A 25,743-nucleotide genomic window follows, 5' to 3' on the forward strand; every position below is an offset into this window, starting at 1 on the left:
ATGTATATGTAGGAGAAACAACAGCAATGACAGAGAAGTGAGGTCACATGAAAAAGAGTCACTTTCTCTTTGGAGAAAGTGACTCTTAATTATGAAACAATATCAAAATATGTTTCATCGTCACAAATAATAAACAATTTTGCATCGCTTGGAATAGGTTGATGAAGCTTACTTATGATGGACATATCATTTCCGTTGGAAAGAAGAATTGCCCCTTTTGCTGACAACGCAATGCTTGCATCTTGATACGTTTTCCACTCTGATTTTTTTGAAATAGAATAAAGGTCATATCCCTCATGACTTGTTAGTTGACGAATAATTTCACTAGAACCATTAAACAAAATAGACCTTGCGGCTAAATGTGCAGCGGTGTCGTTTGCTGTAATATATTCGTTCACATTTACATGGTTGAATGCATGAATATGATTTGAATTGGACACTTCACAAATCGTATAAATATGTTGATTATGTTCTTTTTCAATTCCTTTTATCATAGAAGCGATTAATAATGTATGTCCATCTGCCTGTGAAGCTGTTAGAACATCATCTGGTGAAAAAACCATAATGGATTTAGAACTTAATATATTAGCTTGATCAAGAACATCAATGCTTGCAGGGTTTCCATTCACAAATTCAACCCGTTCATGTTGAATTGGGATTTTTGAAATGTTTTCATCAACAATGACAACTCGAACATGCTCAAAAGTCTTTAAAAGCTCTTCTAAAGTAATGGCTGCTTTTTTTGTCCAGTTAATTAATAAAATGTGGTTCTTCGTTGTGATTTTCAATTTTCCTTCCTCCTTTAAGCGTTTTCTGATACTAAAGAAGTCGATTACTTTACCAATGAAGATACTCATTAAGCCAATTCCTACAATGTACAGAAACATAGCGAAAATTTTTCCGTTTACAGTTGTAGGTGAAACATCACCATAACCTACCGTTGCAACGGTCGTCATTGTCCACCATAATCCTTCGAAAGGACTTGTGAAAGTTTCTGGTTCAATATAATAAACAATATAGCTGCTTGCTAATATTAACGATAATGTTGCAAAAATAAGTATCCAGTTGTTAATATGTATGACTTTCATAAAGAATCGAATTAAAAACATAGGGAACACTCCTTTCGCTTAGTCTAGAACTATCAGTCATAAGAAAATCTTAACATATTTATGTATATTTAAAATATGAAATTGGTTATCTACTGGAAAAAAGATAGGGGACAGTCCTTGTATGGACTGTCCCTTATCTTTTTATTTAACTGCAATCTTATTGTCCACAACATCTATTTCGATTTGTGTAAGATTTTCATGATCTAAAAGAAGGTCCGTTATTTGATCTTCTACATGCTCTTGAATTACACGACGAAGTGGGCGGGCACCAAAGGCGGGATGATAGCCTAGTGCAGCAAGTTTTTCCTTTGCTTCATTAGTAACAGTAATCGAGATATTTTGTTCTGCTAATGTTTCAGCTAGTTCTTCTATCATTAATGTAACAATTTTTAAGAGATCTTCTTTTTCAAGTGAAGAAAACTCAATGATATTATCAAATCTATTAAGGAATTCTGGTTTAAAGAATGAACCAAGTGATTGTAATAGTTGACTTTCTTCTACAGCTGTATTTGATGATGTTTCAAATCCAACGGTTATACGTTTTTCACCAACACCTGCATTACTTGTCATAATAATAACAGTGTCCTTAAAGCTGATGGTACGACCTTGACTATCTGTTAATCTGCCATCCTCTAAAATCTGTAGGAACATGTGTTGAACATCTGGATGGGCTTTCTCAATCTCATCCAATAGAATGATGCTATAAGGATTGCGGCGAACTTTTTCAGTTAGTTGACCCGCTTCATCATGTCCTACATAACCCGGCGGGGAGCCAATAATTTTTGAAACAGCATGTTTCTCCATATACTCACTCATATCTAGACGTATCATTGAGTCTTTTGAGCCAAAAAGCTCTTCTGCTAATGACTTTGTTAATTCTGTTTTACCAACACCAGTTGGTCCAACGAATAAGAAGGAACCAATTGGTCGAGCCTTGGATTTAAGACCAGCACGACTTCTTCGGATTGCTTTAGATACCTTACGAACAGCATCTTCTTGTCCAATGACTTTTTCTGTGAGATTTTTCTCTAAATGTTTCATTTTTGATTGCTCATGACTTTGAAGCTTTCCAACTGGAATTCCGGTTTTCCTTGCTATAATGGCTTGAATGTCCTCTATAGAAACAACAAGCTTTTCATTGGTTGATTTTTCGATATTTAACTGTGATTCAAGTTGAGCTTCTTCATCTCTTAATTTAGCAGCTAATTCGTAGTCCTCGTTTTTAGTAGCTTCACGTTTTTTTAGTGAAATGTTTTTTAGACGTTCTTTTATCTCTTCATCACTTTCATTTTTTAACATTAAGTTCTTTTTAGAACCAGCTTCATCCAACAAGTCGATCGCTTTATCAGGAAGATATCGGTCTTGTATATAACGATGTGAAAGGGAAACGCAGGATTCAATAGCTTCATCTGAATAAGATACATGATGATATTGCTCGTACTTATCTTGAATACCTTTTAAGATTTCAATCGCTTTATCAATTGTTGGTTCATGAACCATTACTGGCTGAAAGCGTCGCTCAAGTGCAGCATCTTTTTCAATTTTTCTATATTCTTTTAATGTTGTAGCACCTACAACTTGTAGCTCTCCTCTTGCCAGAGCTGGTTTTAGGATATTACCTGCATCCATTGAACCCTCTGCTGAACCAGCCCCAACAAGCTGGTGAATTTCATCTATGAATAATATAATGTTTTTACGATTTTGTAGCTCTTCAATAATCTTCTTCATTCGTTCTTCAAATTGACCTCTAATCCCTGTATTTGCAACAAGTGATGCTACATCTAAGAGATAAACCTCTTTATTTGTAAGCTTTGCTGGAACAGAGCTGTTTGCAATCTTTAAAGCAAGACCTTCCACGACAGCTGTTTTTCCTACACCAGGTTCTCCAATTAACACGGGATTATTTTTGTTTCGGCGGTTTAAGATTTCAATCATTCGATCAACTTCTTCTTCACGGCCAATCACAGGATCGATTAAGCCTGCTCGTGCAGCATGAGTTAAATTACGACCAAGTTGGTCAAGAATTCCACCACCGCTGGATTGAGTTTTTGGTTGAACGTTTCCCGCTGATGATCCTTGTTGTTGAAGTTCCTTCATAAATTGTTCAAATGGAAACGAAGAGAATCCCCCTGCAAATCCTGAAGGGATAGCTTGTTTATACGTTGAATAGCAGTCTTTACATAATGTTAGTTGCTTATGTTGATTATTTATTTGAAAGTTTAAATGAACTGTAGCTTGTTTTGATTGACAATTTTCACACATCATCTTTAAAACTCCTTTTCATTACTAATTTATATAGAAAGAATTTCAGTGAAAGAGTTTGATCTTTATTGACCAATAGGATAAAAAGAAAGAGGTCTTAAGTTTGACCTTCTTTGATCATAGTATACTTTGACCTTTTTTGACTTTCAAGTGTTTTGCCTAAAATGTTGTAATGGGATTTATTTACAGTAGTTTGAAAAGAAGTTATGTAAATGAAGTGAATCATCTCTGTTTACGCTCATATAATGATACAAGCTGTTTATCTATAGTGAGGTGTAAAGGATGAGAAGATCTTGGATTGCCTCGTTTCAAGTCGCTGCTGTGTACGTAGGAACAGTAGTAGGAGCTGGATTTGCGACTGGACGAGAAATAGTTGAGTTTTTTACAAAATACGGTGTTTTTGGACTTGCAGGTATTTTATTAGTGGGTTTAATTTTTGTTTATACTGGGACGAAAATGCTCATCCTATCAAAGCGAATTAACGCAGCTTCTTATCAAGATTTAATGATCTTTTTATTTGGTAAGAAAATAGGAAGATTTATAAATATTTTTATGCTCATCATATTATTAGGATTAACCTCTATCATGTTGTCAGGTGCAGGAGCGATATTTAAAGAACAGCTTGGTCTTTCTGTAAGGTTAGGTGTTGTCATTACGATTTTATTAACAATAGCTGTTATGTCTTTTGGAATAAAGGGGTTATTTAGTGTAAATATCATTGTAGTACCGATGTTGGTTCTATTTAGTACAATTCTAGCTGTTCAGTCTTTCTCTATTGAACCTTTAACTGTAATTCCCGATAAAACATCAGCAACGTTTAAATGGATTCTTTCTGCTGTTTCTTATGCAGCCTTTAATTTAACAATGGCTGCAGCTGTTTTAGTGCCTTTAGCAAATGAAATTCAAGATGAGAAAGTCTTGAAGCGGGGAGGAATCCTTGGGGGAGTCTTTTTAACCGCAATTCTAATTAGCAGTCATATTGCTCTTTCGACTCTTCCTAACGTTATGGATTATGACATACCGATGGCTGAGGTAATGAAAACAACTTTTTATGCCATTTATTTTATTTACATAGCTGTTATATATGGTGAAGTTTTTACCTCAGTTATAGGCAATTTATATGGTTTAGAAAGACAAGTAGCATCGTTTCTCAATATACCTAGTATGATTATTGTTTGCTCTATACTATGTGTGGCCGCTTTTATAAGTAAATTTGGGTATAGTTCATTAATTTCTACATTATATCCGATCTTTGGTTATGTTTGTTTAGGAGTACTTCTGTTATTAATGATTAAAAGAGTTCCTGAGTAACTGTGCAAATTTAACGACCGTGTTAGATGCTTGTATTGTCAAGCTATTTCAACACGGTCGTTAATGCTTTATACTAATAGGACAAGTTGTGCAGAGTGGAGGGCGAATATGGAACGAATTGCAATTATTTCAGATATTCATGGAAATATTCCTGCGTTAGATGCAGTTTTAGATGACATAAAACAAAAAAAGATTCAACGTATTTTTTGCTTAGGAGATTTAGTTGGAAAAGGACCTGATTCTTATGAAGTGATTCAGAAAATAAGTCAAAGCTGTGAAAAAGTTATAAAAGGAAATTGGGATGATTTCATTACAAAGGAAACAGAATTTGAATCATTGAAGTGGCATCAACATCAATTAACAGTGGATCAAAATCTTTATTTGGAGTCATTGCCTTTTTCATTTGATTTTTATATGAGCGGAAAACTGATCCGATTATTTCATGCCTCACCACATAGCGTCTATACAAGAGTTCAGCCTTGGGATTCAATTGAGACACGATTAGGTATGTTTACTAATACGGAATACACCGGAATAAGCACTTGTCAACCGGATGTTGTTGGTTATGGTGATGTTCATCATGCCTTTATTCAACATATAGATGGGAAAACACTATTTAATACAGGAAGTGTAGGCAATCCTTTAGACCTTACTCAAGCTTCATATACGATCGTCGAGGGGGAATATGAGTCTAAAAGGGAAGCAGGTTTTAATATTACCTTTGTACGTGTACCATATAATATTGAAAGAGCTATCCAATTAGCTAAAGACGCAGAAATGCCCGACCTAGAGCCATACATACAAGAGTTAACAACAGCAAAGTACAGAGGTTTAAAAAATTAGCTAGAGTACTTTTAAAAAGCAATCAAATAATCTTAACAGGTTCTGTTTTGAAGTACAAAATACAAATTACATTGCTTTTCGTATAGTCATTCGCACTATGATTAAAAAGCATTTTGACAAGTAAATCAGCAAAGAAAAATGCTTGGAAACATATATGCTCCAAGCATTTTTTATACCAAGATAAGTACCCGTTTAAGCAAATATCCAACTCTTCGAGAATCGCAAGGAAATAAGCTACTAAAATAAGCGGAGAAATTCCCCTTATTGAGGAAATAACATGAAAAATAGATTAAATAGACGGAAAGATTCCGCCTATTTAATCGAAAAAGACGAAAATGGACCATTTTACATTGCTTAACCGGAGAAATTCCGCTTATATCTCCAAATTGATTTCCATTCTTCATTCTAACCGGAAAAACTCCGCTTATTTCTTACGATTAGTCAAGCGTATTTCAGTTAATTCGTTTATATTTTTTTATTAGATGTATTTGGGAGGGGTACCCCTCCCAAATACATCTAAATTTTCCCATGACAAAAAGACCTCACGATATTCTTTTTTTCGAAAGGTCAGTGTGCTATAGTGAATATAAACTTGGCTACGATTTCTGAGCTGGTAGTGCGGACTCATAATCGTAAAGTATGCCGTGTGTCAGTAACTGAAACGTCACTTTCAGAAACTTATTGATACACGCCACAATCGCGACCTTATGAGGCTTTCTCTGAGGTTGCGTTTTTAATTTGTAATAATAGTCTACTAAATGATTAGGTTTTCCTTTTGCCATAAGCATCGTACAAATCATAAAAAATAAAATCTTCCGTAGCTTCTTATTTCCTCGTTTATTAATACGATCACGGTATTGTGTATTACCAGATTGATAGCGCATAATATCGATGCCAACGTAAGCGTTCAGTTGTTTCGCGTTTTTAAATCGGCGAATATCACCTAGTTCGCCAATAAGTCTGCACGCTGTTGTATCACCAATCCCCGGAAAAGAGCGTAATACGGTATATTCCATTCTTCCTTCAGACATCATAACCATTTGTTTCACAAGCTGGTCTTTCTTTTCCATTAAATCCGCAATACGTCGGGCGTAATCGCGTACTTGATTACAACGAATATCCGTTGGTTCAATGGCAGGATATGAATTTTTCGCAGCTTCTAATAACACGATGGCTTTTTTCTCTGCACGTTCTAGTGAAAGTTTTTTACGTGTATTGCTTTTTAAACGATTTTTAATAATTGTCTTTGAATGAGCTAATAATAGTGCTGGGTGTGGATACAATTGCACAAAATTTAAAAATAGTGCTGAACTCGGTGAAATAAGTCGTTCCAACTCTGGAAATGAAACATGTAAAATGGCATGCATACGATTGCGTAAAAGAATAAGTTCTTCTTCAATTTCGTCATAATAACGAGTAATCGCCCGCATCTGTTCATAATAATCATTCTGCACATACGTCGTTTCACGTTCCAATTTAATGTGGGTTTTCGCTAACTCATGGGCATCGCTAATATCGGTTTTGTGTCGACGCATTGAAGCCATTTGTAGGTTCGCTTCAAGAGGGTTCATGCGACAGTAAGTATGTCCGTGATCCCGTAGAAACTTCTCAACTGATTTTGAATAGACACCCGTCGCCTCAAATACGATTTCAGGAGCTTGTCCATCAAGAGCTGTTATTTCCTTAATACGAAGGTGTAGCTGCTCAAAATCAATGCGTGTATGATACAATTCCCCTTCAAATTCACATTGTCTATAGCCATCATAAATGGCAATGGTACTTTTCCCTTTACTTACATCAAGAGCGATGACATGTTTCATATAAATATTCTCCTTTTATAACCAATCATAGAAGCCTTCACAGTACCTTAACGATTCCATTTTCTTATACACGATCTCTAGGACCCAACATACTAAACTGATTCAAACAAGGGTGTGAAGTTGGCCGGTTTAAAATACGGACTCTAACATGGTCCCATAAGCGGATCGACCTTCCTTCACTTCTACTATAAAAAAATAGTAGCACAAACCATGGCCTTGGTTTGTGCTACTAATGTTAGTATGTTTATAAACTATTGGTTACTCAATTAAGGATAATCTGCTTTATTTATCCGCCTCTCAGACCTTCATCCACCCCCCTAGTAGTTAAAATCATTTTTAGCACACCATTTGGAATAGCAATGAGCTTGCGAATTTTTATGCTGACAAATACTTATGTCGCCATGTTAAAAGTGGTTCGGAATTCTGGGCCTATTTACCTTCCATTTAATTAAACCCCATATATATCAATAAAAATAAGCAGTCTTATTCAGTAGCGAATAGGACTGCTTATTAGTTTGCTAATTTAGTTTTTGTATTCGGAAACCGAACCCGTTTAAATAATCTTGATTGCTTTTTTATTTATGTAAGTGCTAGTGAAAATTATACGTGTCCTGGAGATTTGATTGAAAGAGGGTCCAAAAAAAATTGTAAAACTTGGTGAATTTATAAATATGCTCATTTACGGTCAAATAATGTTGTTTTTCATTGAAAAAGGTATTATTAAACGAATTATCACATATTTATTAAGAAAATCACCAAAGTGTTACGTTTGACTGTATTGTTTCTTTCGTATTATGATAAATTTAACTAAAACTGTGGGGTGATAATATGGGGCAGTGTTAAAAATAAATAGTATTGTTATCGCATCCCTTATTGTACTCCAAGCGGACGCCGATAATAAGAATAAATGTATATAAGTTTTTTGTTAGACTTAACTCTCAGGAGGTGACTCCTTTTCCGTTTTTTTACGGAGAAAGGAAGCTTATTTGGACATAGTAAATTTGTTGCTTGTTGCAATTTTAATCGCTCTTACGGGTTTTTTCGTTGCTTCTGAATTTGCGATCATTAGAATTAGGAGCTCTCGTATTGACCAATTAATTGCAGAAGGAAACAAAAAGGCAAGTGCCGCGAAGAAAGTCATTAATAACCTTGATGAATATCTCTCGGCTTGTCAATTAGGAATAACTATTACTGCGCTTGGTTTAGGTTGGTTAGGCGAACCAACCATAGAACACATGTTAAAACCAGTGTTTCAGCAGTATGATCTCCCTTCATCCGTGTCAACAGTGTTATCATTTTCAATTGCGTTTGTGACGATTACATTTTTGCATGTTGTTGTAGGTGAATTAGCTCCAAAAACAGTAGCCATACAAAAGGCTGAAGCTGTTAGTTTATGGTTTGCTAAGCCATTAATGGCATTCTATATTATAATGTACCCATTTATTTGGGCTTTAAACGGATCTGCTCGATTTATTACAGGATTATTTGGTTTCAAGCCTGTATCAGAACATGAAATGGCTCATAGTGAAGAAGAGCTTAGAATCATTCTTTCTGAAAGTTATAAAAGTGGTGAAATTAATCAATCTGAATTTAAGTATGTGAATAAAATATTTGAATTTGATAACCGAATTGCGAAGGAAATTATGGTGCCCAGAACGGAGATTGTTTCGTTATCGATTGATGCACAAATTCAAGAGCAATTAGAAATTATCAAGGACGAAAAATATACACGATATCCAATTGTAGATGGCGATAAAGATCATATCGTTGGAATTGTTAATATTAAAGAAATATTTACTGACTTAATTCACTTCGAAAATCAAAAAACGTTTACAATTGATAAATACGTAAGACCGATCATTCAGGTGATCGAATCAATACCTATACATGAATTATTGCTTAAAATGCAAAGAGAAAGAATTCATATGGCCATACTAATTGATGAATATGGTGGTACAGCCGGGCTTGTCACAGTTGAGGATATTCTAGAAGAAATTGTTGGAGAAATACGTGATGAGTTCGATGCTGACGAAGTTCCACTTGTTCAAAAATTAAATGATACAAAATATATCATTGATGGCAAAGTATTAGTAAGCGAAATAAATGAGTTATTAGGTCTTGATATCGATGATTCTGATGTTGATACAATTGGCGGGTGGGTACTAACAGAACAATATGACATCAAAAAAGGCGACTTTATCGAATTTGGATCACATATGTTTAAAGTACACGACATGGAAAACCATCACATTCGTTCCTTAGAAATAACAAAGATTCCACAGGTTTTACCTAATCCAGCGCTGCTTGATAAGGAAGTAGCCACTTCATAACAAAAAGGACCTACAAAAAATGTAGGTTCTTTTTATTATTGAAGATCATTCGACTCTTATACCAAGAAATGACTTCAGATATAAGAATGAAAGCTCTCTTTAAGGTAAAAATATTAAAAGCTTCTAGTTGAGGCTAATATGCTAAAAAAGGGGTTTTTGGTATGACACAATCAAAATCACAAAAAGAACGTCAATGGACGGTTCGAAAACAATCTCAAAATCCTCACGGTAAAGTAAAATCATTTGATCAGCTTTTAGAAGAAGCAGGTAAAAAAGAATAGAAAAAGAAAGGTGGGTGAATATTCACCTCACCTTTCTTTGAGAAGTAACTCTTGTATTTTTTTTTGTTTATTACATTCTTTTGCTATTGATTTTAATAGCTTATTTAAAAAATCCCGATCTTTCGACAACCATTTTACTTCGTTTAATCCTTCCAATATATAAAAGGAAAAATCCCAAACAGAGTTTCTAATAAATTGTGAATTTCCTTGTGCAATAAATGCCAGGGCTTTTAAAACTGAAGCCATAACTGAAACATCCTCTCTAGCATAATAACGAATTTGATAAAAGCATTCATATAAATAATCATCAAAAGATGGCTTTTCAAAAATCAATCGTAATTGGTGATGTTCATCATAATGAAAAGGTGTAGCTAAATGTTTTTTACCTAATAAGGACAATATTTTTGCTAAGTGATTGATACTATTTATCGCTGTATAAGGATCGTTGATTCCTGGAGAAACAGCTCTTAGTGCAATTTCAACTAATTTTTGTAAACCAAAATGAACATCCTGAACAGGCTCTTGATCGGATGAAATCGTAATAAAAGTTAAAAACATTTTTGATTTTGAGGTATCTTTAAGTCCCCAGATTGAAAAAAGAACGGTATCTTCATCAACATACTTACCAAGATCTTGTTCAAGTTTTATGATCAAATCATCTTTTGATGCTTGAGAAATAATTTTTTCAAGTTCAATATACTCAATATATCCCGAACGGTTGCTGTAAAGGGAGTAAGGCTTGACTGTTTGAATTTCATCATACTCCCAATTCTCCCATGGAGGGTCTTCCCTGAAATCCTGCTCATCAATAAAATGCTTATGAATTGACGTAATTGTTTTTTTCGTGATATTAAAAATTAAGTTACTTACTTTTATCCATGTTGTAACATGATGAATAAAAAAGACAAACATTCCCAAGCAAATGATTGACACGAATATAGCTAGAGTTGGAACAATAAAAAGTGTGCTGTTATCATTTTTTCGTACTAACAATAATAAAATAATCGTATAGATAAAACCTCCAATAAAAATTCCGAGTACACGCTGGGTATGATGATCAGTAATAAAATTTTGTAATGTTCTGGGAGAAAATTGTGATAAATAGGTTGTTAAAACAACAAGAATTGATGAAAACGTAATCGTTGTCATTGTTAGTAAAGAAGTTGCTAAAGAACTTAAGATTGTTTGTGCAAGGTTCATATCAGATAGAAATAGCTCTGGAATTTTTGTGTGAAAGGGTTGATTCATCAGGTAGCGGTCTAAAAACATGCTCAAGACGGCCAAGATAAAAGCAAAAACTCCATATACTGTTGGCAAATACCAAAAGCTTGATCGAATTCGAATGATGAGTTGTTTTAGCGACAAAGGAAAGCCTCCAATCAATAATTCCATTGCAAATTCAATTTATTCATGATATATTTTCTTAGTTGAAAATTTAAGAGCAATCCGATTTTACATGTAAAGATAAAATCGGGAGAGGTTCTAGCACAACCCTCTATAAAAAACTATGATATCTTTGATATAAAGTTTTATATAGAACAATGCTGGACACCTCGAATTTATATTCGAAGGTGTTTTTTGTTTATCATCTTACAACTAACGAACATATAGATTTTTAAAGTTTGTGTTATTTACCAATTGTTATTCATGGGAAAGGAACGGTCTTAATGAAAAATGAAAAAGCAGTTGTTGTTTTCAGTGGTGGACAAGATAGTACAACATGCTTATTTTGGGCGCTAAAGCAATTTAAGGAAGTCGTGGCTGTAACGTTTAATTATAATCAACGCCACAGCTTAGAAATTGACGTTGCAAAATCTATTGCTGAGGAACTTAATGTTAAGCATCATATTTTAGATATGGATTTATTAAATCAGCTTGCACCTAATGCGTTAACAAGAGCGGATATTGAAATTGAACAAAAAGATGGTGAGCTTCCATCTACTTTTGTACCAGGTCGTAATCTACTATTTTTATCGTTTGCAACGATTTTGGCAAATCAAATAGGAGCAAAACATATTGTAACAGGCGTGTGTGAAACTGATTTTAGCGGTTACCCAGATTGTCGAGATGCATTTGTTAAATCATGTAATGTAACATTAAACTTAGCCCTGGATAAGCCATTTGTTATCCATACACCGCTAATGTGGATTAATAAAGCGGAAACTTGGAAGTTGGCTGACGAGCTTGGCGCATTAGATTTTGTGCGAGAAAAAACATTAACATGCTATAACGGTGTGATAGCAGAAGGCTGTGGTGAGTGTCCAGCTTGTGAGTTAAGAAGAAAGGGACTTGAGGAATATCTAGTTGAAAAAGGAGTGAGTGTTAAATGATTCAGCAGATCTATCCGCAGGTTCAGCATTCTTATCAATTTGAGTTAAACAAAGATATGCATATAGCAGCAGCACATTATATCCCTCATGAAGATGCTGGGAAATGTCAGAAGGTACATGGACACACCTATTTTGTCAATATTACAATTGCTGGTGATGAACTTGATGAATCAGGTTTCCTTGTAAATTTTGCCTCATTAAAGAAACTGATTCATAACCGCTTTGATCATTCGCTCTTAAACGATCATACTGATCTTTTTTCAGAGGAAGATCCTAACTACTTCCCAACAACAGAAGGAGTAGCCAGAGCCATTTATCAAGTAATTCAAAATGAGCTTGATACAAAAGCGAATCAACCACAATGTGTTCAAGTTTTTGTAAGAGAAACACCTACAAGTTATGTTGTGTTCCGTCCCAAGCGCAAGGAGGGATAAGAATGAAGAAAATTCCTGTATTAGAAATTTTTGGCCCTACCATACAAGGTGAGGGGATGGTCATAGGTCAAAAAACAATGTTTGTTCGAACAGCTGGGTGTGATTATTCATGTAGTTGGTGTGATTCAGCTTTTACATGGGATGGATCAGCTAAAGATGATATTAGACAAATGACAGCTGCTGATATTTGGACGGAACTAGTTGAATTAGGCCAAGACCGGTTTTCACATGTGACGATATCAGGAGGAAATCCAGCATTGCTTGGAAATCTTCAAGAGCTTATCTCTTTATTGAAGGAAAAAGGGATAAAAATAGCTATTGAAACTCAAGGTAGCAAATACCAAGAGTGGCTGAAGGATATTGATGATTTAACCATATCTCCAAAGCCACCTAGCTCAGGAATGAAAACAGACTTTGAAAAACTAGACTTTATTATTACTGAATTAGATAGATTAAAAAGATCTCAATTTATTAGTTTAAAAGTTGTTATTTTTAATAAGGAAGACATTCAGTATGCTAAAAATGTTCATCTTCGCTACCCAGACCTTCCATTTTATCTTCAAGTAGGAAATGATGATGTGCTAGGAGGAAACACGGAAAAGCTTGTGCAGAACCTTTTAGGAAAATATGAGTGGCTAATTGACCAAGTGATAGAGGATAAAGAGCTAAATTCTGTGCGAGTGTTGCCACAACTTCATACACTGGTCTGGGGAAATAAACGAGGTGTTTAATGTTGAAAGAGAGGGAATTATTATGGCTGGAAGAAAAAGCGATGAATTAAATGATGTTACGTTACTAGGGAATCAAGGAGTAAACTATTTGTTTGAATATTCACCACAAATTTTAGAAACTTTTGATAATAAACATCCGAATCGTGATTACTTTGTAAAGTTTAATTGTCCGGAGTTTACTTCATTATGTCCGATTACGAATCAACCTGATTTTGCCACAATATATATTAGCTATATTCCTGATATTAAAATGGTTGAAAGCAAATCTTTAAAATTATATTTATTTAGCTTTAGAAACCATGGTGACTTTCACGAAGATTGTATGAATATTATTATGAATGATTTAATTGAGTTAATGGATCCACGATATATCGAAGTGTGGGGTAAGTTTACACCACGTGGTGGGATTTCAATTGATCCTTATACGAATTATGGTAAGCCTGGCACAAAGTATGAGAAAATGGCTGAATACCGTATGATGAATCATGATCTATATCCAGAAACAGTTGATAATCGATAGAATTTTGTTTGAAAAGGTGTGTCCTGTGGACATGCCTTTTTTCATTATTTATGTAATAAAGCACTGACTTGAAAAGAGGAGAAGTGTAATGGTCATGAGGAGGAAGTGGCTATTATACAGAGGGTTTGTTTCATTATTTAGATTATGTTATACATACCGATAAATTCAATAGTTAACTCTTTTCCAAGGACTTCTGTAAGTAATTTAAGTTCTGCCATTGCTTCTAAAATATGGTTTGCATTAATGATTAGTTCTTTTGAGTCGATGGCGAATACAAATTTCTTCATTTTATCGTCCCCTTTAACTTTTTTTCATTATGATATGTTAGAAAATCTTACAGTGCTAGAGATATGTAAGAGAATCTGACAATGTTTTCATTATAAGAAACAGCGCATAGAGCGCTATTTCTTATTTTCATCTTTGCCTATGTTCTTAACAGCTTCAGTTATGGCATTAGACACTTGATCAACTGTTTCCATCATTCCACCGTGAAGCTGACCATCGGCTCCAAGCTCATTCTTTTTCTTTTCTGAATCAATTGGATTAGAAATTCTCGCCATATTAACACCTCCTATTTCTTATGATGTGTTTAGAATGTGTATTTAATCTAAATAATTTCCATAATAGTGAAATAAAATAGAACTAAGGTGAATGGAAGGAGGTTTTCGGTTATGAAATTTGATGAAGCGGCGAAGCTCCGAAAAGAATGGATGGATAAAGGTGAACCAGCTTGTCTACATCCTGAACTTGAGCAACGGTACCTAGGACAGTATGCAGGTGATTATGCATGTACCGTTTGTGGTGAAACATTTATATCACCGCCGCTTAAAGTTCAAAGTAGTGAAGATAAAAAATAAAAGGTAAAGCGCGAAGAAATCGGTTTCTTCGCGCTTTACCTTTTAATTAAGAAAAAGAGTCTTTAATGATTTTATAGTTTTTATGATTTACAACTGTACGTCTATCAAGATCTAAGTCTTTAAAATTTTCCATATATGTTAAATCAACAATGACGGAATTTTCATTTACCTTTTCAACAACACCTGTTAAACCATCTCTGAATTCTATGATACTACCTACTTTAGCGATCTTCATTGCCTCGCTCCTTTACATATTCTTCTATGATTAGTTTATTTACTAATCTTTCTCGTATACGCTTACGCCTTGAGCTTAGGCGCAATTTAAATTTAAAAATATTCTCTATTAGAATTATTTAACACTATTTTTGTTAGTAAGTAAAGCCTTTCTACTAAATTTGTTAAATAATTTACAGAACATGGAAGTGTTTTTTGGTGAAATGCAAAATAAAATGCTAAGTTAATGATGGAAAAGGAAGATTCATGGTATATTAGTAAAATAATTTTTGTAATAGGGAGGTTTTTATGGTAGATACAGGTCTTGTATTAGAAGGTGGCGGTATGCGCGGAATTTATACTGCGGGAGTATTAGAGTATTTTATGGAAAAAGATTTATATTTTCCATATGTTATTGGTGTATCTGCTGGAGCGTGTTTTGGTGCCTCTTATCTTTCTAGGCAAAAAGGAAGAAATCGACAAGTTAACATTGATTTGGTTTCACACCCAAAATATCTTTCTTTCAGAAATTTAGTGAAGCAGCGACAATTATTTGGAATGGATTTTCTGTTTGATGAAATTCCCAATAAGCTTGTTCCTTTTGATTTTGAGACCTTTTATAACAGCCCAGAAGAATTTGTCGTTACGACAACAGATTGTCATACAGGTCAGCCTGTTTATTTTAGTAAAGAAGAATATGGTAAAGATTTATTGAAAGTTATACGTGCTTCAAGCTCATTACCTTTTATTGCTCCAGTTGTAGAATATAAAGGTAAACATTTGTTAGATGGAGGAATTGTGGATTCAGTTCCAATCAAAAAAGCGGAAAAAGATGGTTTAAAAAAGAACGTAGTCATTCTTACAAGGGATCATACTTATACTAAGAAGAAAAAATCCAACATTAAGTGGTTATTATCGAAAGTTTATGGACATTATCCAGAGTTGGTAGAGTCTGTTTTATCAAGATATAACATGTATAATCAGACAATAGATCACATAAAAGAAGAAGAGAAGAAAGGGAATATTTTTGTCATTCAACCAAGTTCAAAAGTGAAAGTTGGAAGAATTGAAAGAAATCAAACAAAACTTGAGGATTTATATACACTTGGCTTTGATGATGCAAGAAGAAACTATGATAAATTGCAAAAATGGATGGAGAGTTAAAAGAAGCTATTGCTTAATTTTCAATAGATCTTTAAAGTCAATTGATTTAAAATGAATGTTGAAATTGACATTAAATGCAACTAAAAAATATGAATTGAGGAAAAAGCGATGGATGGACAAACTGTTACTGAAATACTAGATCAATTAAGAGACGGAGAATTAAACGAATACCATGTCACAAAAGAACAATTCCTTATATTTCGTGAGGTTCTTGTGAACCGTGAAGATTTTAAACATTTTCGAGGAATTGCTAAACAAGGTGGAAGTGTAATATATCGCTACTTAAAAGAGCCAAGAAGTTAGACGATCTAATTTCTCGGCTCTTTTTATTTTTGTTTAATAAAAATAAGTAAATTACACTATTTTTATAATAAAAAATACATTGATTAAAGAGTGTTAACAGAACTCTATCCTAAAGGTACATACGATACTATAAATAAACGATTCTTTTTGCTTACTTTCTACTAAGAAGTTTGGTAGTTGAACGATTTTATGTCCGTACCGCTGCACAAAACATTTCCCATTGCTACCAGATATTGAGGGGTGTATTAGAGGGAGGATCCTGTTAGTCTTGTGTATGTGGCCAGGCAAGCTTGGTTAATACATGACGAACCTTCAGGAGGTTACGAATCTATGAAAAAGGCAATTTTAAAACTTGTTGCTGTTTCAACATTAGCTTTTTCGCTTATCGCGATGACTGCTCCACAATCTAAAGCTAGTGCTGCAACAACACATCAAGTGCAATCAGGAGATACGTTCTGGATCATTGGTAAAAAGTATGGAGTTCCTGTTAAAACTTTAATGTCAACAAATAAAAAATCTTCTCATTTATTATTTATCGGTGAAAAACTTGTTATACCTCAAACAATCACAGCAGCAGAAATGGATTTATTAGCACGTCTTGTAAATGCGGAAGCAAAAGGTGAACCTTATGCTGGTAAGGTTGCTGTTGCATCGGTTGTACTAAACCGTGTTGATAGTTCGTTATTCCCAAATTCGATTTCAAGTGTTATTTATCAGAAAGATCAAGGTTATTATGCTTTTACTCCTGTTCAAAATGGAGCAATTAATTCACCTGCTGATGCATCAGCAAAGGCAGCAGTAAAAGAAGCTTTAGCTTTCCGAGGAATGGGAAAAGGCTCATTATATTTCTATAACCCTAAAACAGCAAAAAGCACTTGGATTACATCACGTCAAGTAACAGTGAATATTGGTAATCACCGATTTGCAAAATAATGAAATCCTTAGTACATCACAATTGTGATGTGCTTTTTTTGCATTATAAGATGTATTTCCTTGATTAAAATGAATATTCTAATTTTTTTGATATCACACCTATATATAGTAAGAATATTATCTCTAAAATTTGGCAACATAAGAAAAAAGAATGTCTATGAAAGCGTGTGGAACGATGAATAAAATGACGTATGAAGGTGGCAGAGAAAAGCTATCGTTAGTACAGGTATTAGCAAGGTTCAGAACTTCCTCTGATTTTATTCAATATGAAGCCGAGACTTCTCATGTTAAGTACTGGGTATCTTACTTAAGAACAATGGTTGATATGCAGACTCTTCAAAAAAGCATTATGCCTTTTTTAAAGAGTGGGGATTGGAAAACACTGGATGATTTACAAAATGGAATACCAATCGAAAATATTATTATCACGATCGATACAGATGTGATTAAGGAAAAGCTATTAGACGGATACATTCTTATTTGCTTAACAGAATATGGATTGCCTGGCTTATTAATTAAAGCAACAATAAATAAAGCGCGTGATGTTTCTCTACCAGAAGTTGAGTTTAGTGTAGTAGGTCCTAAAGAAGCGTTTGTAGAATCAATTGAATCTAATATTAATTTAATCCGAAAACGAATTCCTGATGAAAAACTACGTATTTTTGAAATAAAGGTCGGTAAGCTTTCAAAAACTAAGGTAGCAATATTATATATAGAGGGAATTGCGAATGAAGAGAATGTTAACACGGTTAAACAAAGAATTAAAGACATTAAATTCGATCAAATTAGTGACAGCTCCTTTATTACACAAATGATTTCTGATAATCAAAATTCTCCTTTTCCACAGCTATTGGATACGGAACGCCCTGACAGGGTATCATCCATTTTAGCGGAAGGAAAGGTTGGGGTTATTGTTGATGGTTCTCCACATGTATTAATTGGACCCACAACGTTAGTGGAGTTTTTTTCAGCATTTGATGACTATTTTTATAATTGGTTAAACGCATCTTTTTTTAGACTGATTCGGTTGTTTGCTGTAGCATTTTCTATTTTAGTAACACCTATTTATGTTGCTACTTTAACTTACCATTATGAATTAATACCAGGTGATTTATTAAATACTCTCATTTCATCGAGAAGGGTAGTACCATTGCCACCTATACTAGAGGCATTGTTTTTAGAGTTAACGATTGAGCTTTTACGTGAAGCAGGGGCACGCCTTCCTACAAAAGTTGGACAAACAATAGGTATTGTTGGAGGGATTGTTATTGGAACTGCTTCTGTAGAAGCAGGTCTAACAAGTAACATATTACTGATTATTGTTGCATTATCTGCACTTGCATCTTTTACAACACCTATTTATGCAATGGGTAACACGATCCGAATGCTCCGCTTTCCATTTTTATTATTAGCAGAATGGTTAGGGCTGCTGGGGTTAATGCTTTGTTTTTGTTTTCTTATGACACATTTATTAAGATTAACCTCCTTAGGGAGACCTTTTTTAGAGCCAATCTATCCTCCTAGAACAAAAGATATGAAAGATGCTTTAATTAGACTTCCATTTTCCTTATTGTCTAAGAGACCGTCACAATTGCGAACGAATAACCCAATTAGATTTCCTTCTAAAAAGGCAAAAATGAATAAAGACATAGATGAATGAGTGAGGTGAGTGGACAAAATGAAAGTAGCAGATCGTTTTCAAGTATCACATTTTTTGGTGTTCTATTTGATCCACTCACTTCAATTTGGTGTAGGTGTATTAGGATTTCAAAGAATTGTAGCTGAAAAATCGGGAAGAGATGCTTGGATTGCAGTTATTATATCGGGTATTCTTGTACATATTTCAGTATGGATGATTTTTCGTATTTTGAAAGATTTTGAAGGCAACATTATTGATGTACATAAAGAGCTTTTTGGGAAATGGATTGGTGGTGCTCTTAGTACTTTTTTTGGTCTATATTTCTGTTTACTAGCGATAAATGTTTTAAATACTTATATAGAAATTATTGTAGTTTGGATGTTTCCAGATCTCAATTCTTGGTTGTTTACATCAATCTTTTTGTTATTAGTCTATTATGTCATTAGTGGTGGATTTAGAATCGTAACAGGTATATGCTTTTTTGGAGTTGTTTTACCTAGCTATTTAATATTTACATTTTTCTTTCCAATTGAATTCTCAGATTTATCTAATCTAGCCCCACCGCTAAATCATTCTTTCAAAGATATGGCTTCTTCAACTAAGGATATGTCGTTAACAATATTAGGGTTTGAGGCTTTGTTAGTTTATTATCCATTTATCAAACGACCGGAAAAGTCAAAAAAATGGGCACATCTCGGGGTTGCCTATAGTACATTATTGTTTACTTTAATCATGATGATCTCACTAGCTTATTTTAGTGAGGAACAATTGCAAAAAAATGTGTGGGCTACATTAACAATTTGGAAGATTGTTGAAATGCCTTTTGTAGAACGTTTTGAATATATAGGAATTGCTAACTGGTGTTTAATCATATTGCCTAATGTTTGTTTAACTTTTTGGTGTGCGAGCAGATGTCTTAAGGATACATTTAAATTTAATCAGAGAATTTTACTTGCACTTGTTTTGCTTTTGGCGTTTTTTACCATTCCGATGATTCAAACAAGAGAGAAAATAAGCTTTTTTAATGATTTAGTTTCACAAATAGGCTTTTATATGATGTTTGGATATATACCGATTCTTTTCTTTCTCACAGTATTGATAAAAAAAATAAAGGGGAGAAAAGCGTGAGTTTTAGGTTTGTTTTCGTATCTTTGCTAATGATGACAATTCTAACAGGATGTATTGAAAAAGAAATTATAGATGATGTAAACCTCATAACAGCCATGGGCATTGATCTTGTTGAAGGAAAAGATAAGATAAAAGGGTCGGCTAATATTGATACATATATAAAAGATCAACCCGTTACAGACCATGTTATTGTGGAAGAATCTGAATTGGCACGTGATGTTGTTTCAAACATGCAAAAACAATCACCAGATCCACTTGTGTTAGGTAAATTACAGATTGTTTTATTTGGGGAAAGTCTTGCCAAACAAGGACTTACAGAAATGGTTGATACGCTTCAGCGTGATGCTTCAATTGGTGAGCGATTATTGCTTGTTATTACAAGAGGTGAGGCAAATGCGATTTTAGAATCAGACTTTGCGACACTCGGTGCAGCAAAATACTTAACTAACTTGGTCTTACATAACAAACTGAATAGAGACTTGCCACGAACGAATTTACATTTGTTTCTTTATCAACATTATTCAAAGGGGCAGGATCCATTCCTTCCGATTATAAAAAAAAATGAAGAGTCCGGTAGTGTCGAAATTGATGGAATAGCGCTTTTGGATGGCAAGAAAATGGTTGGTGAAATTTCAAATGAGAAGTTGATGTTTTTTAAAGTACTAGCAGATCAGTATACAAAAGGCACTTATACAGTCAAAATGCCTGACACAGGTGAATCAGTCGGCGTTAAAAGCATAGCCTCATCACGTGAGCTAAAGGTTATTTCAACAAATCCGATTAAGGTAGAAATAAAGGTTCATATTGAGGGGGTTATAAATGAGTTTACAGGGAAGAAAATTACCCCAGAGGTAATGGGGAAAGTTGAGAAAGCCTTTAAAGATATTGTGGAAAAAGAATCGCTTGCTCTAATTGATAAATTTAAAGAATTAAAAATAGATCCGATTGGAATTGGGGACGATCTCCGGTCGCAGTCTCGTACATTTCTAATTGATGAGTGGCGGGATCGAATCCCTGAGTTGGAGGTGGACTTGCAGGCAGATGTAGTTATCTCAGAATCCGGTGTTATCGATTAAGTTTATCTATTTTGTGAATTTTGATGAAAAATATAAGGTGCTTGTTTTATTTAAAGGTCTTGTCTCATATCGTTTACTAATGGACTAGTCTAAAGATAAGGGGACAAGACATCATGAACACTTTTGTAAAAGGAACATTAATGCTTGTTATAGCAGCCTTTTTTGGTGAATGTTTAGAGTTTTTTATTAATATGATTTTGGCTCGTGAGTTAGGGGAAGAGGGTATGGGCTTATATATGTCCATTTTACCGATTATCTTTTTTATTGTTATTATTGCCAGTTTAGAGCTGCCGATTTCTATTTCAAAATTTGTTGCTGAAAAGCAACGCGAAACACATTACTATATGTTAAAACATACTCTTTTGCTGACGATTATTTTTACATGTTTATTTGTTGCAGCTGCTGTACTAACCTTTCCGCACTTACCATTTTTAAATACCTACCATCCATATGTTAAGTGGTTGTTCGTCATTCTCATACCTGTTGTTTCATTTACATCGATTGCAAGAGGTTATTTTATGGGAGTACAACACATGGGGAAGATTGCATTTTCAAATTTTCTGAAAAAACTAGTCCAACTTGGTATTCTTTATTGGGTCTATCAATCCTTTCAGTTTCAAATTGAGCTAGCACTGTTGATTGCTTTAGCTACATTAATTGGAAGTGAACTACTTGTGAGTGCATATTTAATCGCTGTCTATTTTATGGAATACCAAGTACTTAGCAAGGAAAATCATAAATTCATACGCGGTGATAAAGTGAGGAAGGCTCTTTTTTCCGTTTCTTTTCCAACTACAGGTTTGAGGCTTTTTCATTCTTTTACACATGCTATTCAACCATTCTTAGTAAAGGGTGCTTTAGTAGCTGCTGGCTTTTCAAGTGTCATGGCCAATGAACATTATGGAATGTTAGCTGGTGTGGCTATGTCAATTGGATTTTTTCCAGCTTTTATTGGACATTCTTTAATGGTCATGCTGATCCCGAATGTATCAGAAGCCTATGCAAATAACGATAATAACAAGTTAGTACGATTGTTGCAGCAGTCAATGGTCATTACATTACTTTATGGATCTATTTCCGTTTTTGTCATGTATATGTTTGCAGAACCACTTTCCCGCTTATTTTTTGATTCTTCAACTGCAGCTTTTTATTTAAAACTATTATGGCCGTACTTTCTTTTCCATTTTTTCATCATTCCTATGCAAGCCTATCTGATTGGTTTGGGGCTCGTCAAGGATGCCCTTTTTCATACTGTATGGTCCCATATCATATCGTTTGGGATGATGTATGTATTAGGTTCTATGGAAGTCCTGCAAATGAAAGGAATTATTTTGGGGATGAACATGGGAGCTGTGCTACTTATGCTCATGCATTACGTAACAATCTGCAATAAGCTTGAAGTAAGTGTGTATTTTATGAAAAAAAGATATACGTATTAATTGGAGGTGAAATATGAGTAAAGGATCAAAAAATAAAATCCTTTATTCATATTTTTTTGTTTTATGGTAAAAGTAAGCAGAGGATAATATCTTCATGAGGGTGATTTAATGAATAAATATAGCCTGTTTCTCAAGATACTACTCATCATTTTTATTATTTTTCCTGTTTATTCCGATAGCTCGCTCGCTCTTGAAAAAGGAGAAAAAGCAATTGATTTTACATTAAAAACAACAGAAGATGAGAAATTAAATTTGGGAAATTTGAAAGGAAATGTTTTGGTTCTTACTTTTTGGACTACATGGTGTTCTTATTGTCAGGAAGAAATGGCAGAATTAAAGAAGTTTTACAAAGAAAAAAAATTGGAGGGCATTGAGATAATTGGGGTTAATATTACATCTGCAGAAAACAGTCAAAAAGAAGTGATCCAATTTGTTCAGCAATCAAAATTACCTTTTCCAGTAGTTTTGGATGTAAATGGAGAGGTTTCAAAACGTTATCAAGTCATTGGCATTCCTACGAGTTATATTATAGATGAAAATGGAATGATTAGAGAAAAAGTATTAGGACCAATAACTGCCGAAGTGTTACATCAGGCATTATTAGATCTTTAAACTACTTTAAATTAACTTGATAAATTTACAACTTTTAAATGTTTTGCTTATAGTTGTTTTTCTCACAGAATAATGAAAATTTAATATGATTTAGTTACGGGAGTACAGTTAGTGACAAGGATACTTGCATGATCTGTACTTTCTTTTTTTCGTGGGTAGCACCTTATTTAGAGGGTATTGTTATGAATTAACTTATTTAGATGGTATTGTTATGAATTAACTTATTGAGAATACTTATTATTAATAATAATTATCATTTAATAATTATAATAATTATTACTTGAAAATAAAATATTGTTTGTTATAATCATATTATACTTAATTAATCACGTTTTGTTTGAATAGACCTAGGGAAATTTATAAAAATAAAGACTTTGATTATGAATGTTATTCTCAATTAGAGAGGCGGATGATGATGGAGACAAACACGGTAACTGGAATAAAACATCAAGCAAACACGAAAAATGAAAATCAGTTTCTCAAAAAATGGATGGAACATATAGAGCTTATTAATGCAATCATTTCTGGTATTTTAATAGGTTTTGGATGGTTTTATAACAATCAGGGAAATGAAACAATCGCTATTCCACTTTTTATTTTGGCTTTTATTATAGGTGGATTTGCAAAAGCAAAGGAAGGGATAGAGGAAACAATAGCAGAGAAAAACTTGAATGTTGAGCTGCTAATGATCTTTGCAGCAGTTGGTTCTGCTATTATAGGTTATTGGACAGAAGGTGCCATCCTTATTTTTATTTTTGCTTTAAGTGGTGCATTGGAGACCTATACGATGAATAAAAGCCAACGGGAAATTTCCGCATTAATGAGTTTGCAGCCTGAAGAGGCAGTGCTGTTAGTTGACGGAAGGGAAAGTCGAGTTCATGTATCTTCTTTAGATATTGGTGATACGATTTTAGTTAAACCTGGGGAAAGAATTGCAACAGATGGTTTTATTTTGTCTGGTAAAACAAATATAGATCAATCAGCTATTACAGGAGAGTCTATGCCTGTTGAAAAAGGTATAAATGATGAAGTATATGCTGGTACAGTTAATGGAAATGGGTCCATTACTGTATCTGTTTCGAAAAAAAGTACAGAAACAATGTTTCAAAAAATATTAGATCTAGTTCAATCTGCACAATCGGAAAAATCACCTTCACAACAATTTATTGAACGTTTTGAAGGCACATATGTAAAAGGAGTTTTACTATTAGTTGCTGCGATGATGGTATTACCACACTTTTTATTAGGGTGGACATGGAACGAAACAATATATCGAGCACTTGTCTTGATGGTGGTGGCATCACCTTGTGCTTTAGTTGCATCGATTATGCCGGCAACATTATCAGCTATTTCAAACGGGGCAAGAAATGGTCTTTTATTTAAAGGCGGTATGCATTTAGAGAGTTTAAGTAGAACAAATGTTGTTGTATTTGATAAAACAGGAACCTTAACAAAAGGCGAGCCAGCTGTTACAAATCTGATTACGTCTGAAAATGTGAATCTTGAAGAATTCTACGAAGCAGTTCACTCGATTGAAAATCAATCAACACATCCACTTGCAAAAGCTATTGTTTCCAAACTTCACAAAGATTACCCAAATCACTCGGCAAAAATGATTTCAGTTGATGAAAAGTCTGGATTTGGTGTAAGTGCAGTTATCAATGGAGTGAATTGGAAAATCGGTAAGTCGGAATTTGTTGGACGTAGTATAGCTGAGGCATATCATGGTGGAATAAGTGAGCAACTTGCTAAAGAGGGAAAAACGATTGTATATGTTCTTCGTAATGATGAAATGGTTGGGCTAATTGCATTAAAGGATGTTGTAAGACAAGAGGCAAAGGCTGCAATTGAAACATTACAGCGAAATGGAATTAAGACAGTTATGTTAACTGGTGATAGCCTTTCAACCGCAGAAGCAATCGCAAACGAATTAAGCGTGGATTTATTTAAGGCTGAATGTTTGCCTGAAGACAAGGTGAAAGAAATTAAAGCGTTAAAAGAGAAATACGGAACAGTAACAATGATTGGGGACGGCATTAATGATGCTCCAGCACTTGCCATTTCTGATGTTGGAATTGCAATGGGAGAAGGTACTGATGTTGCACTGGAAACAGCAGATGTTGTTTTGATGAAAAATGAACTTTCAAAGCTTACAAATGCGTTGGAATTGTCCAAAAAGATGAATAAAATTGTCAAACAAAATATTGTATTTTCAATGTCTGTTATTGGGCTATTAATTTGTTCCAACTTCCTCCAAGTGCTTGATTTACCACTAGGTGTTATTGGACACGAAGGAAGTACCATTTTGGTTATTTTGAATGGATTACGATTATTAAGAGGGATATAGAAAGAGCAAAGAGGGTGATTTCATACACTTAAAAGGGTATAAGTCTCCCTCTTTTTTGTTT

The 25,743-nt window shown here is 34.1% G+C and carries 25 protein-coding genes and 1 riboswitch; of the genes, 18 read left to right on the forward strand and 7 right to left on the reverse strand.

Annotated features, from left to right (window positions below):
- Positions 1–89: 89 nt before the first annotated feature.
- Both D9842_RS02465 and D9842_RS02470 read right to left on the reverse strand, forming a co-directional pair.
- Positions 90–1,109, reverse strand: coding sequence for a potassium channel family protein (locus tag D9842_RS02465; RefSeq protein ID WP_121661121.1), 1,020 nt, complete (start codon positions 1,107–1,109; stop codon positions 90–92).
- 141 nt (positions 1,110–1,250) lie between these two features.
- A complete protein-coding gene (locus tag D9842_RS02470) occupies positions 1,251–3,374 on the reverse strand; it encodes an ATP-dependent Clp protease ATP-binding subunit (RefSeq protein ID WP_121661122.1) in 2,124 nt (707 codons plus the stop codon).
- Between the two features lie 279 nt (positions 3,375–3,653).
- On the opposite strand from D9842_RS02470, the gene D9842_RS02475 reads away from it, so the two are divergent.
- Positions 3,654–4,682, forward strand: coding sequence for a YkvI family membrane protein (locus tag D9842_RS02475; protein ID WP_121661123.1), 1,029 nt, complete (start codon positions 3,654–3,656; stop codon positions 4,680–4,682).
- A gap of 108 nt (positions 4,683–4,790) precedes the next feature.
- Positions 4,791–5,525 carry a metallophosphoesterase family protein gene (locus D9842_RS02480; RefSeq protein ID WP_121661124.1) on the forward strand — a complete coding sequence of 245 codons (735 nt, stop codon included), beginning with the start codon at positions 4,791–4,793 and terminating at the stop codon, positions 5,523–5,525.
- A 596-nt stretch (positions 5,526–6,121) separates the two neighbouring features.
- Here D9842_RS02480 and D9842_RS02485 read toward each other — a convergent pair.
- Positions 6,122–7,345, reverse strand: coding sequence for an IS110 family RNA-guided transposase (locus D9842_RS02485; protein WP_121661125.1), 1,224 nt, complete (start codon positions 7,343–7,345; stop codon positions 6,122–6,124).
- A gap of 986 nt (positions 7,346–8,331) precedes the next feature.
- On the opposite strand from D9842_RS02485, the gene D9842_RS02490 reads away from it, so the two are divergent.
- Positions 8,332–9,675 (forward strand): hemolysin family protein, encoded by a 1,344-nt coding sequence (locus D9842_RS02490; protein ID WP_121661126.1) that lies wholly within the window; start codon positions 8,332–8,334, stop codon positions 9,673–9,675.
- Positions 9,676–9,836: 161 nt separating this feature from the next.
- The gene (locus D9842_RS26160; protein ID WP_232273531.1) at positions 9,837–9,956 is read left to right on the forward strand and encodes a DUF6254 family protein; all 120 of its coding nucleotides are present in this window, start codon (positions 9,837–9,839) and stop codon (positions 9,954–9,956) included.
- A gap of 27 nt (positions 9,957–9,983) precedes the next feature.
- Here D9842_RS26160 and D9842_RS02495 read toward each other — a convergent pair whose 3' ends face one another.
- On the reverse strand, positions 9,984–11,321 hold the full coding sequence (locus D9842_RS02495) for a DUF2254 domain-containing protein (protein ID WP_251393761.1): 1,338 nt from the start codon (positions 11,319–11,321) through the stop codon (positions 9,984–9,986).
- Positions 11,322–11,426: 105 nt separating this feature from the next.
- Positions 11,427–11,471, forward strand: a riboswitch (PreQ1 riboswitch).
- Between the two features lie 152 nt (positions 11,472–11,623).
- On the opposite strand from D9842_RS02495, the gene queC reads away from it, so the two are divergent.
- From queC to queF, 4 genes are read left to right on the forward strand one after another with little or no spacing between them, the layout of a single operon-like run.
- On the forward strand, positions 11,624–12,286 hold the full coding sequence (gene queC / locus D9842_RS02500) for a 7-cyano-7-deazaguanine synthase QueC (protein WP_121661128.1): 663 nt from the start codon (positions 11,624–11,626) through the stop codon (positions 12,284–12,286).
- Positions 12,283–12,720, forward strand: coding sequence for a 6-carboxytetrahydropterin synthase QueD (gene queD / locus D9842_RS02505; protein WP_121661129.1), 438 nt, complete (start codon positions 12,283–12,285; stop codon positions 12,718–12,720). Before queC ends, queD begins: the two co-directional genes overlap by 4 nt.
- Positions 12,721–12,722: 2 nt before the next feature.
- Positions 12,723–13,451 (forward strand): 7-carboxy-7-deazaguanine synthase QueE, encoded by a 729-nt coding sequence (gene queE / locus D9842_RS02510; RefSeq protein WP_121661130.1) that lies wholly within the window; start codon positions 12,723–12,725, stop codon positions 13,449–13,451.
- A 22-nt stretch (positions 13,452–13,473) separates the two neighbouring features.
- Complete coding sequence (queF, locus tag D9842_RS02515) at positions 13,474–13,971, forward strand: preQ(1) synthase (RefSeq protein WP_121664916.1); 498 nt, start codon at positions 13,474–13,476, stop codon at positions 13,969–13,971.
- Positions 13,972–14,108: 137 nt separating this feature from the next.
- Here queF and D9842_RS25600 read toward each other — a convergent pair whose 3' ends face one another.
- Together D9842_RS25600 and D9842_RS25605 are read right to left on the reverse strand one after the other, a co-directional pair.
- Entirely contained in the window at positions 14,109–14,258 is a 150-nt protein-coding gene (locus tag D9842_RS25600) for a hypothetical protein (RefSeq protein ID WP_162987276.1), read from the reverse strand.
- Positions 14,259–14,372: 114 nt separating this feature from the next.
- Positions 14,373–14,531, reverse strand: a complete 159-nt coding sequence (locus D9842_RS25605; RefSeq protein ID WP_162987277.1) for a hypothetical protein — start codon at positions 14,529–14,531, stop codon at positions 14,373–14,375.
- A 111-nt stretch (positions 14,532–14,642) separates the two neighbouring features.
- Here D9842_RS25605 and D9842_RS02520 point away from each other — a divergent pair, with 111 nt between their 5' ends.
- On the forward strand, positions 14,643–14,828 hold the full coding sequence (locus D9842_RS02520; protein ID WP_121661131.1) for a hypothetical protein: 186 nt from the start codon (positions 14,643–14,645) through the stop codon (positions 14,826–14,828).
- 46 nt (positions 14,829–14,874) lie between these two features.
- Here the strand turns inward: D9842_RS02520 and D9842_RS02525 are convergent, their stop codons facing one another.
- Positions 14,875–15,063 (reverse strand): YkvS family protein, encoded by a 189-nt coding sequence (locus D9842_RS02525; RefSeq protein ID WP_098795940.1) that lies wholly within the window; start codon positions 15,061–15,063, stop codon positions 14,875–14,877.
- A 287-nt stretch (positions 15,064–15,350) separates the two neighbouring features.
- On the opposite strand from D9842_RS02525, the gene D9842_RS02530 reads away from it, so the two are divergent.
- The 9 genes from D9842_RS02530 (at position 15,351) to D9842_RS02570 (ending at position 25,682) form a co-directional block, all read left to right on the forward strand.
- Positions 15,351–16,205: a patatin-like phospholipase family protein gene (locus D9842_RS02530; protein ID WP_121661132.1), complete on the forward strand. Its 855-nt coding sequence runs from the start codon at positions 15,351–15,353 to the stop codon at positions 16,203–16,205.
- A 108-nt stretch (positions 16,206–16,313) separates the two neighbouring features.
- Positions 16,314–16,508 carry a hypothetical protein gene (locus tag D9842_RS02535; RefSeq protein ID WP_121661133.1) on the forward strand — a complete coding sequence of 65 codons (195 nt, stop codon included), beginning with the start codon at positions 16,314–16,316 and terminating at the stop codon, positions 16,506–16,508.
- 390 nt (positions 16,509–16,898) lie between these two features.
- Positions 16,899–17,441 (forward strand): cell wall hydrolase, encoded by a 543-nt coding sequence (locus D9842_RS02540; protein ID WP_232273952.1) that lies wholly within the window; start codon positions 16,899–16,901, stop codon positions 17,439–17,441.
- 151 nt (positions 17,442–17,592) lie between these two features.
- On the forward strand, positions 17,593–19,101 hold the full coding sequence (locus D9842_RS02545) for a spore germination protein (RefSeq protein WP_232273528.1): 1,509 nt from the start codon (positions 17,593–17,595) through the stop codon (positions 19,099–19,101).
- An 18-nt stretch (positions 19,102–19,119) separates the two neighbouring features.
- The gene (locus D9842_RS02550; RefSeq protein WP_121661135.1) at positions 19,120–20,208 is read left to right on the forward strand and encodes a GerAB/ArcD/ProY family transporter; all 1,089 of its coding nucleotides are present in this window, start codon (positions 19,120–19,122) and stop codon (positions 20,206–20,208) included.
- Entirely contained in the window at positions 20,205–21,284 is a 1,080-nt protein-coding gene (locus tag D9842_RS02555; RefSeq protein ID WP_121661136.1) for a Ger(x)C family spore germination protein, read from the forward strand. Before D9842_RS02550 ends, D9842_RS02555 begins: the two co-directional genes overlap by 4 nt.
- A gap of 113 nt (positions 21,285–21,397) precedes the next feature.
- A complete protein-coding gene (locus D9842_RS02560) occupies positions 21,398–22,723 on the forward strand; it encodes a polysaccharide biosynthesis protein (RefSeq protein WP_121661137.1) in 1,326 nt (441 codons plus the stop codon).
- 108 nt (positions 22,724–22,831) lie between these two features.
- Positions 22,832–23,335 carry a TlpA disulfide reductase family protein gene (locus D9842_RS02565; RefSeq protein WP_121661138.1) on the forward strand — a complete coding sequence of 168 codons (504 nt, stop codon included), beginning with the start codon at positions 22,832–22,834 and terminating at the stop codon, positions 23,333–23,335.
- A 415-nt stretch (positions 23,336–23,750) separates the two neighbouring features.
- Entirely contained in the window at positions 23,751–25,682 is a 1,932-nt protein-coding gene (locus tag D9842_RS02570) for a heavy metal translocating P-type ATPase (RefSeq protein WP_257535969.1), read from the forward strand.
- Positions 25,683–25,743 lie beyond the last annotated feature (61 nt).

The sequence above is a fragment of the Metabacillus litoralis genome, from assembly GCF_003667825.1.
GTDB classification, from domain to species: domain Bacteria; phylum Bacillota; class Bacilli; order Bacillales; family Bacillaceae; genus Metabacillus; species Metabacillus litoralis_B.

Coding starts and splice junctions, on each gene's coding strand:
- D9842_RS02520 (WP_121661131.1), top strand. CDS start 14,643: ATGAAATTTGATGAAGCGGCGAAGCTCCGAAAAGAATGGATGGATAAA.
- D9842_RS02535 (WP_121661133.1), top strand. CDS start 16,314: ATGGATGGACAAACTGTTACTGAAATACTAGATCAATTAAGAGACGGA.
- D9842_RS02565 (WP_121661138.1), top strand. CDS start 22,832: ATGAATAAATATAGCCTGTTTCTCAAGATACTACTCATCATTTTTATT.
- D9842_RS02465 (WP_121661121.1), bottom strand. CDS start 1,109: ATGTTTTTAATTCGATTCTTTATGAAAGTCATACATATTAACAACTGG.
- D9842_RS25605 (WP_162987277.1), bottom strand. CDS start 14,531: ATGGCGAGAATTTCTAATCCAATTGATTCAGAAAAGAAAAAGAATGAG.
- D9842_RS02525 (WP_098795940.1), bottom strand. CDS start 15,063: ATGAAGATCGCTAAAGTAGGTAGTATCATAGAATTCAGAGATGGTTTA.
- D9842_RS02550 (WP_121661135.1), top strand. CDS start 19,120: ATGAAAGTAGCAGATCGTTTTCAAGTATCACATTTTTTGGTGTTCTAT.
- D9842_RS02470 (WP_121661122.1), bottom strand. CDS start 3,374: ATGATGTGTGAAAATTGTCAATCAAAACAAGCTACAGTTCATTTAAAC.
- D9842_RS26160 (WP_232273531.1), top strand. CDS start 9,837: ATGACACAATCAAAATCACAAAAAGAACGTCAATGGACGGTTCGAAAA.
- D9842_RS02475 (WP_121661123.1), top strand. CDS start 3,654: ATGAGAAGATCTTGGATTGCCTCGTTTCAAGTCGCTGCTGTGTACGTA.
- D9842_RS02570 (WP_257535969.1), top strand. CDS start 23,751: ATGGAGACAAACACGGTAACTGGAATAAAACATCAAGCAAACACGAAA.
- D9842_RS02545 (WP_232273528.1), top strand. CDS start 17,593: ATGTCTATGAAAGCGTGTGGAACGATGAATAAAATGACGTATGAAGGT.
- D9842_RS02560 (WP_121661137.1), top strand. CDS start 21,398: ATGAACACTTTTGTAAAAGGAACATTAATGCTTGTTATAGCAGCCTTT.
- queE (WP_121661130.1), top strand. CDS start 12,723: ATGAAGAAAATTCCTGTATTAGAAATTTTTGGCCCTACCATACAAGGT.
- D9842_RS25600 (WP_162987276.1), bottom strand. CDS start 14,258: ATGAAGAAATTTGTATTCGCCATCGACTCAAAAGAACTAATCATTAAT.
- D9842_RS02480 (WP_121661124.1), top strand. CDS start 4,791: ATGGAACGAATTGCAATTATTTCAGATATTCATGGAAATATTCCTGCG.
- queC (WP_121661128.1), top strand. CDS start 11,624: ATGAAAAATGAAAAAGCAGTTGTTGTTTTCAGTGGTGGACAAGATAGT.
- D9842_RS02485 (WP_121661125.1), bottom strand. CDS start 7,345: ATGAAACATGTCATCGCTCTTGATGTAAGTAAAGGGAAAAGTACCATT.
- D9842_RS02530 (WP_121661132.1), top strand. CDS start 15,351: ATGGTAGATACAGGTCTTGTATTAGAAGGTGGCGGTATGCGCGGAATT.
- queD (WP_121661129.1), top strand. CDS start 12,283: ATGATTCAGCAGATCTATCCGCAGGTTCAGCATTCTTATCAATTTGAG.
- queF (WP_121664916.1), top strand. CDS start 13,474: ATGGCTGGAAGAAAAAGCGATGAATTAAATGATGTTACGTTACTAGGG.
- D9842_RS02540 (WP_232273952.1), top strand. CDS start 16,899: ATGACTGCTCCACAATCTAAAGCTAGTGCTGCAACAACACATCAAGTG.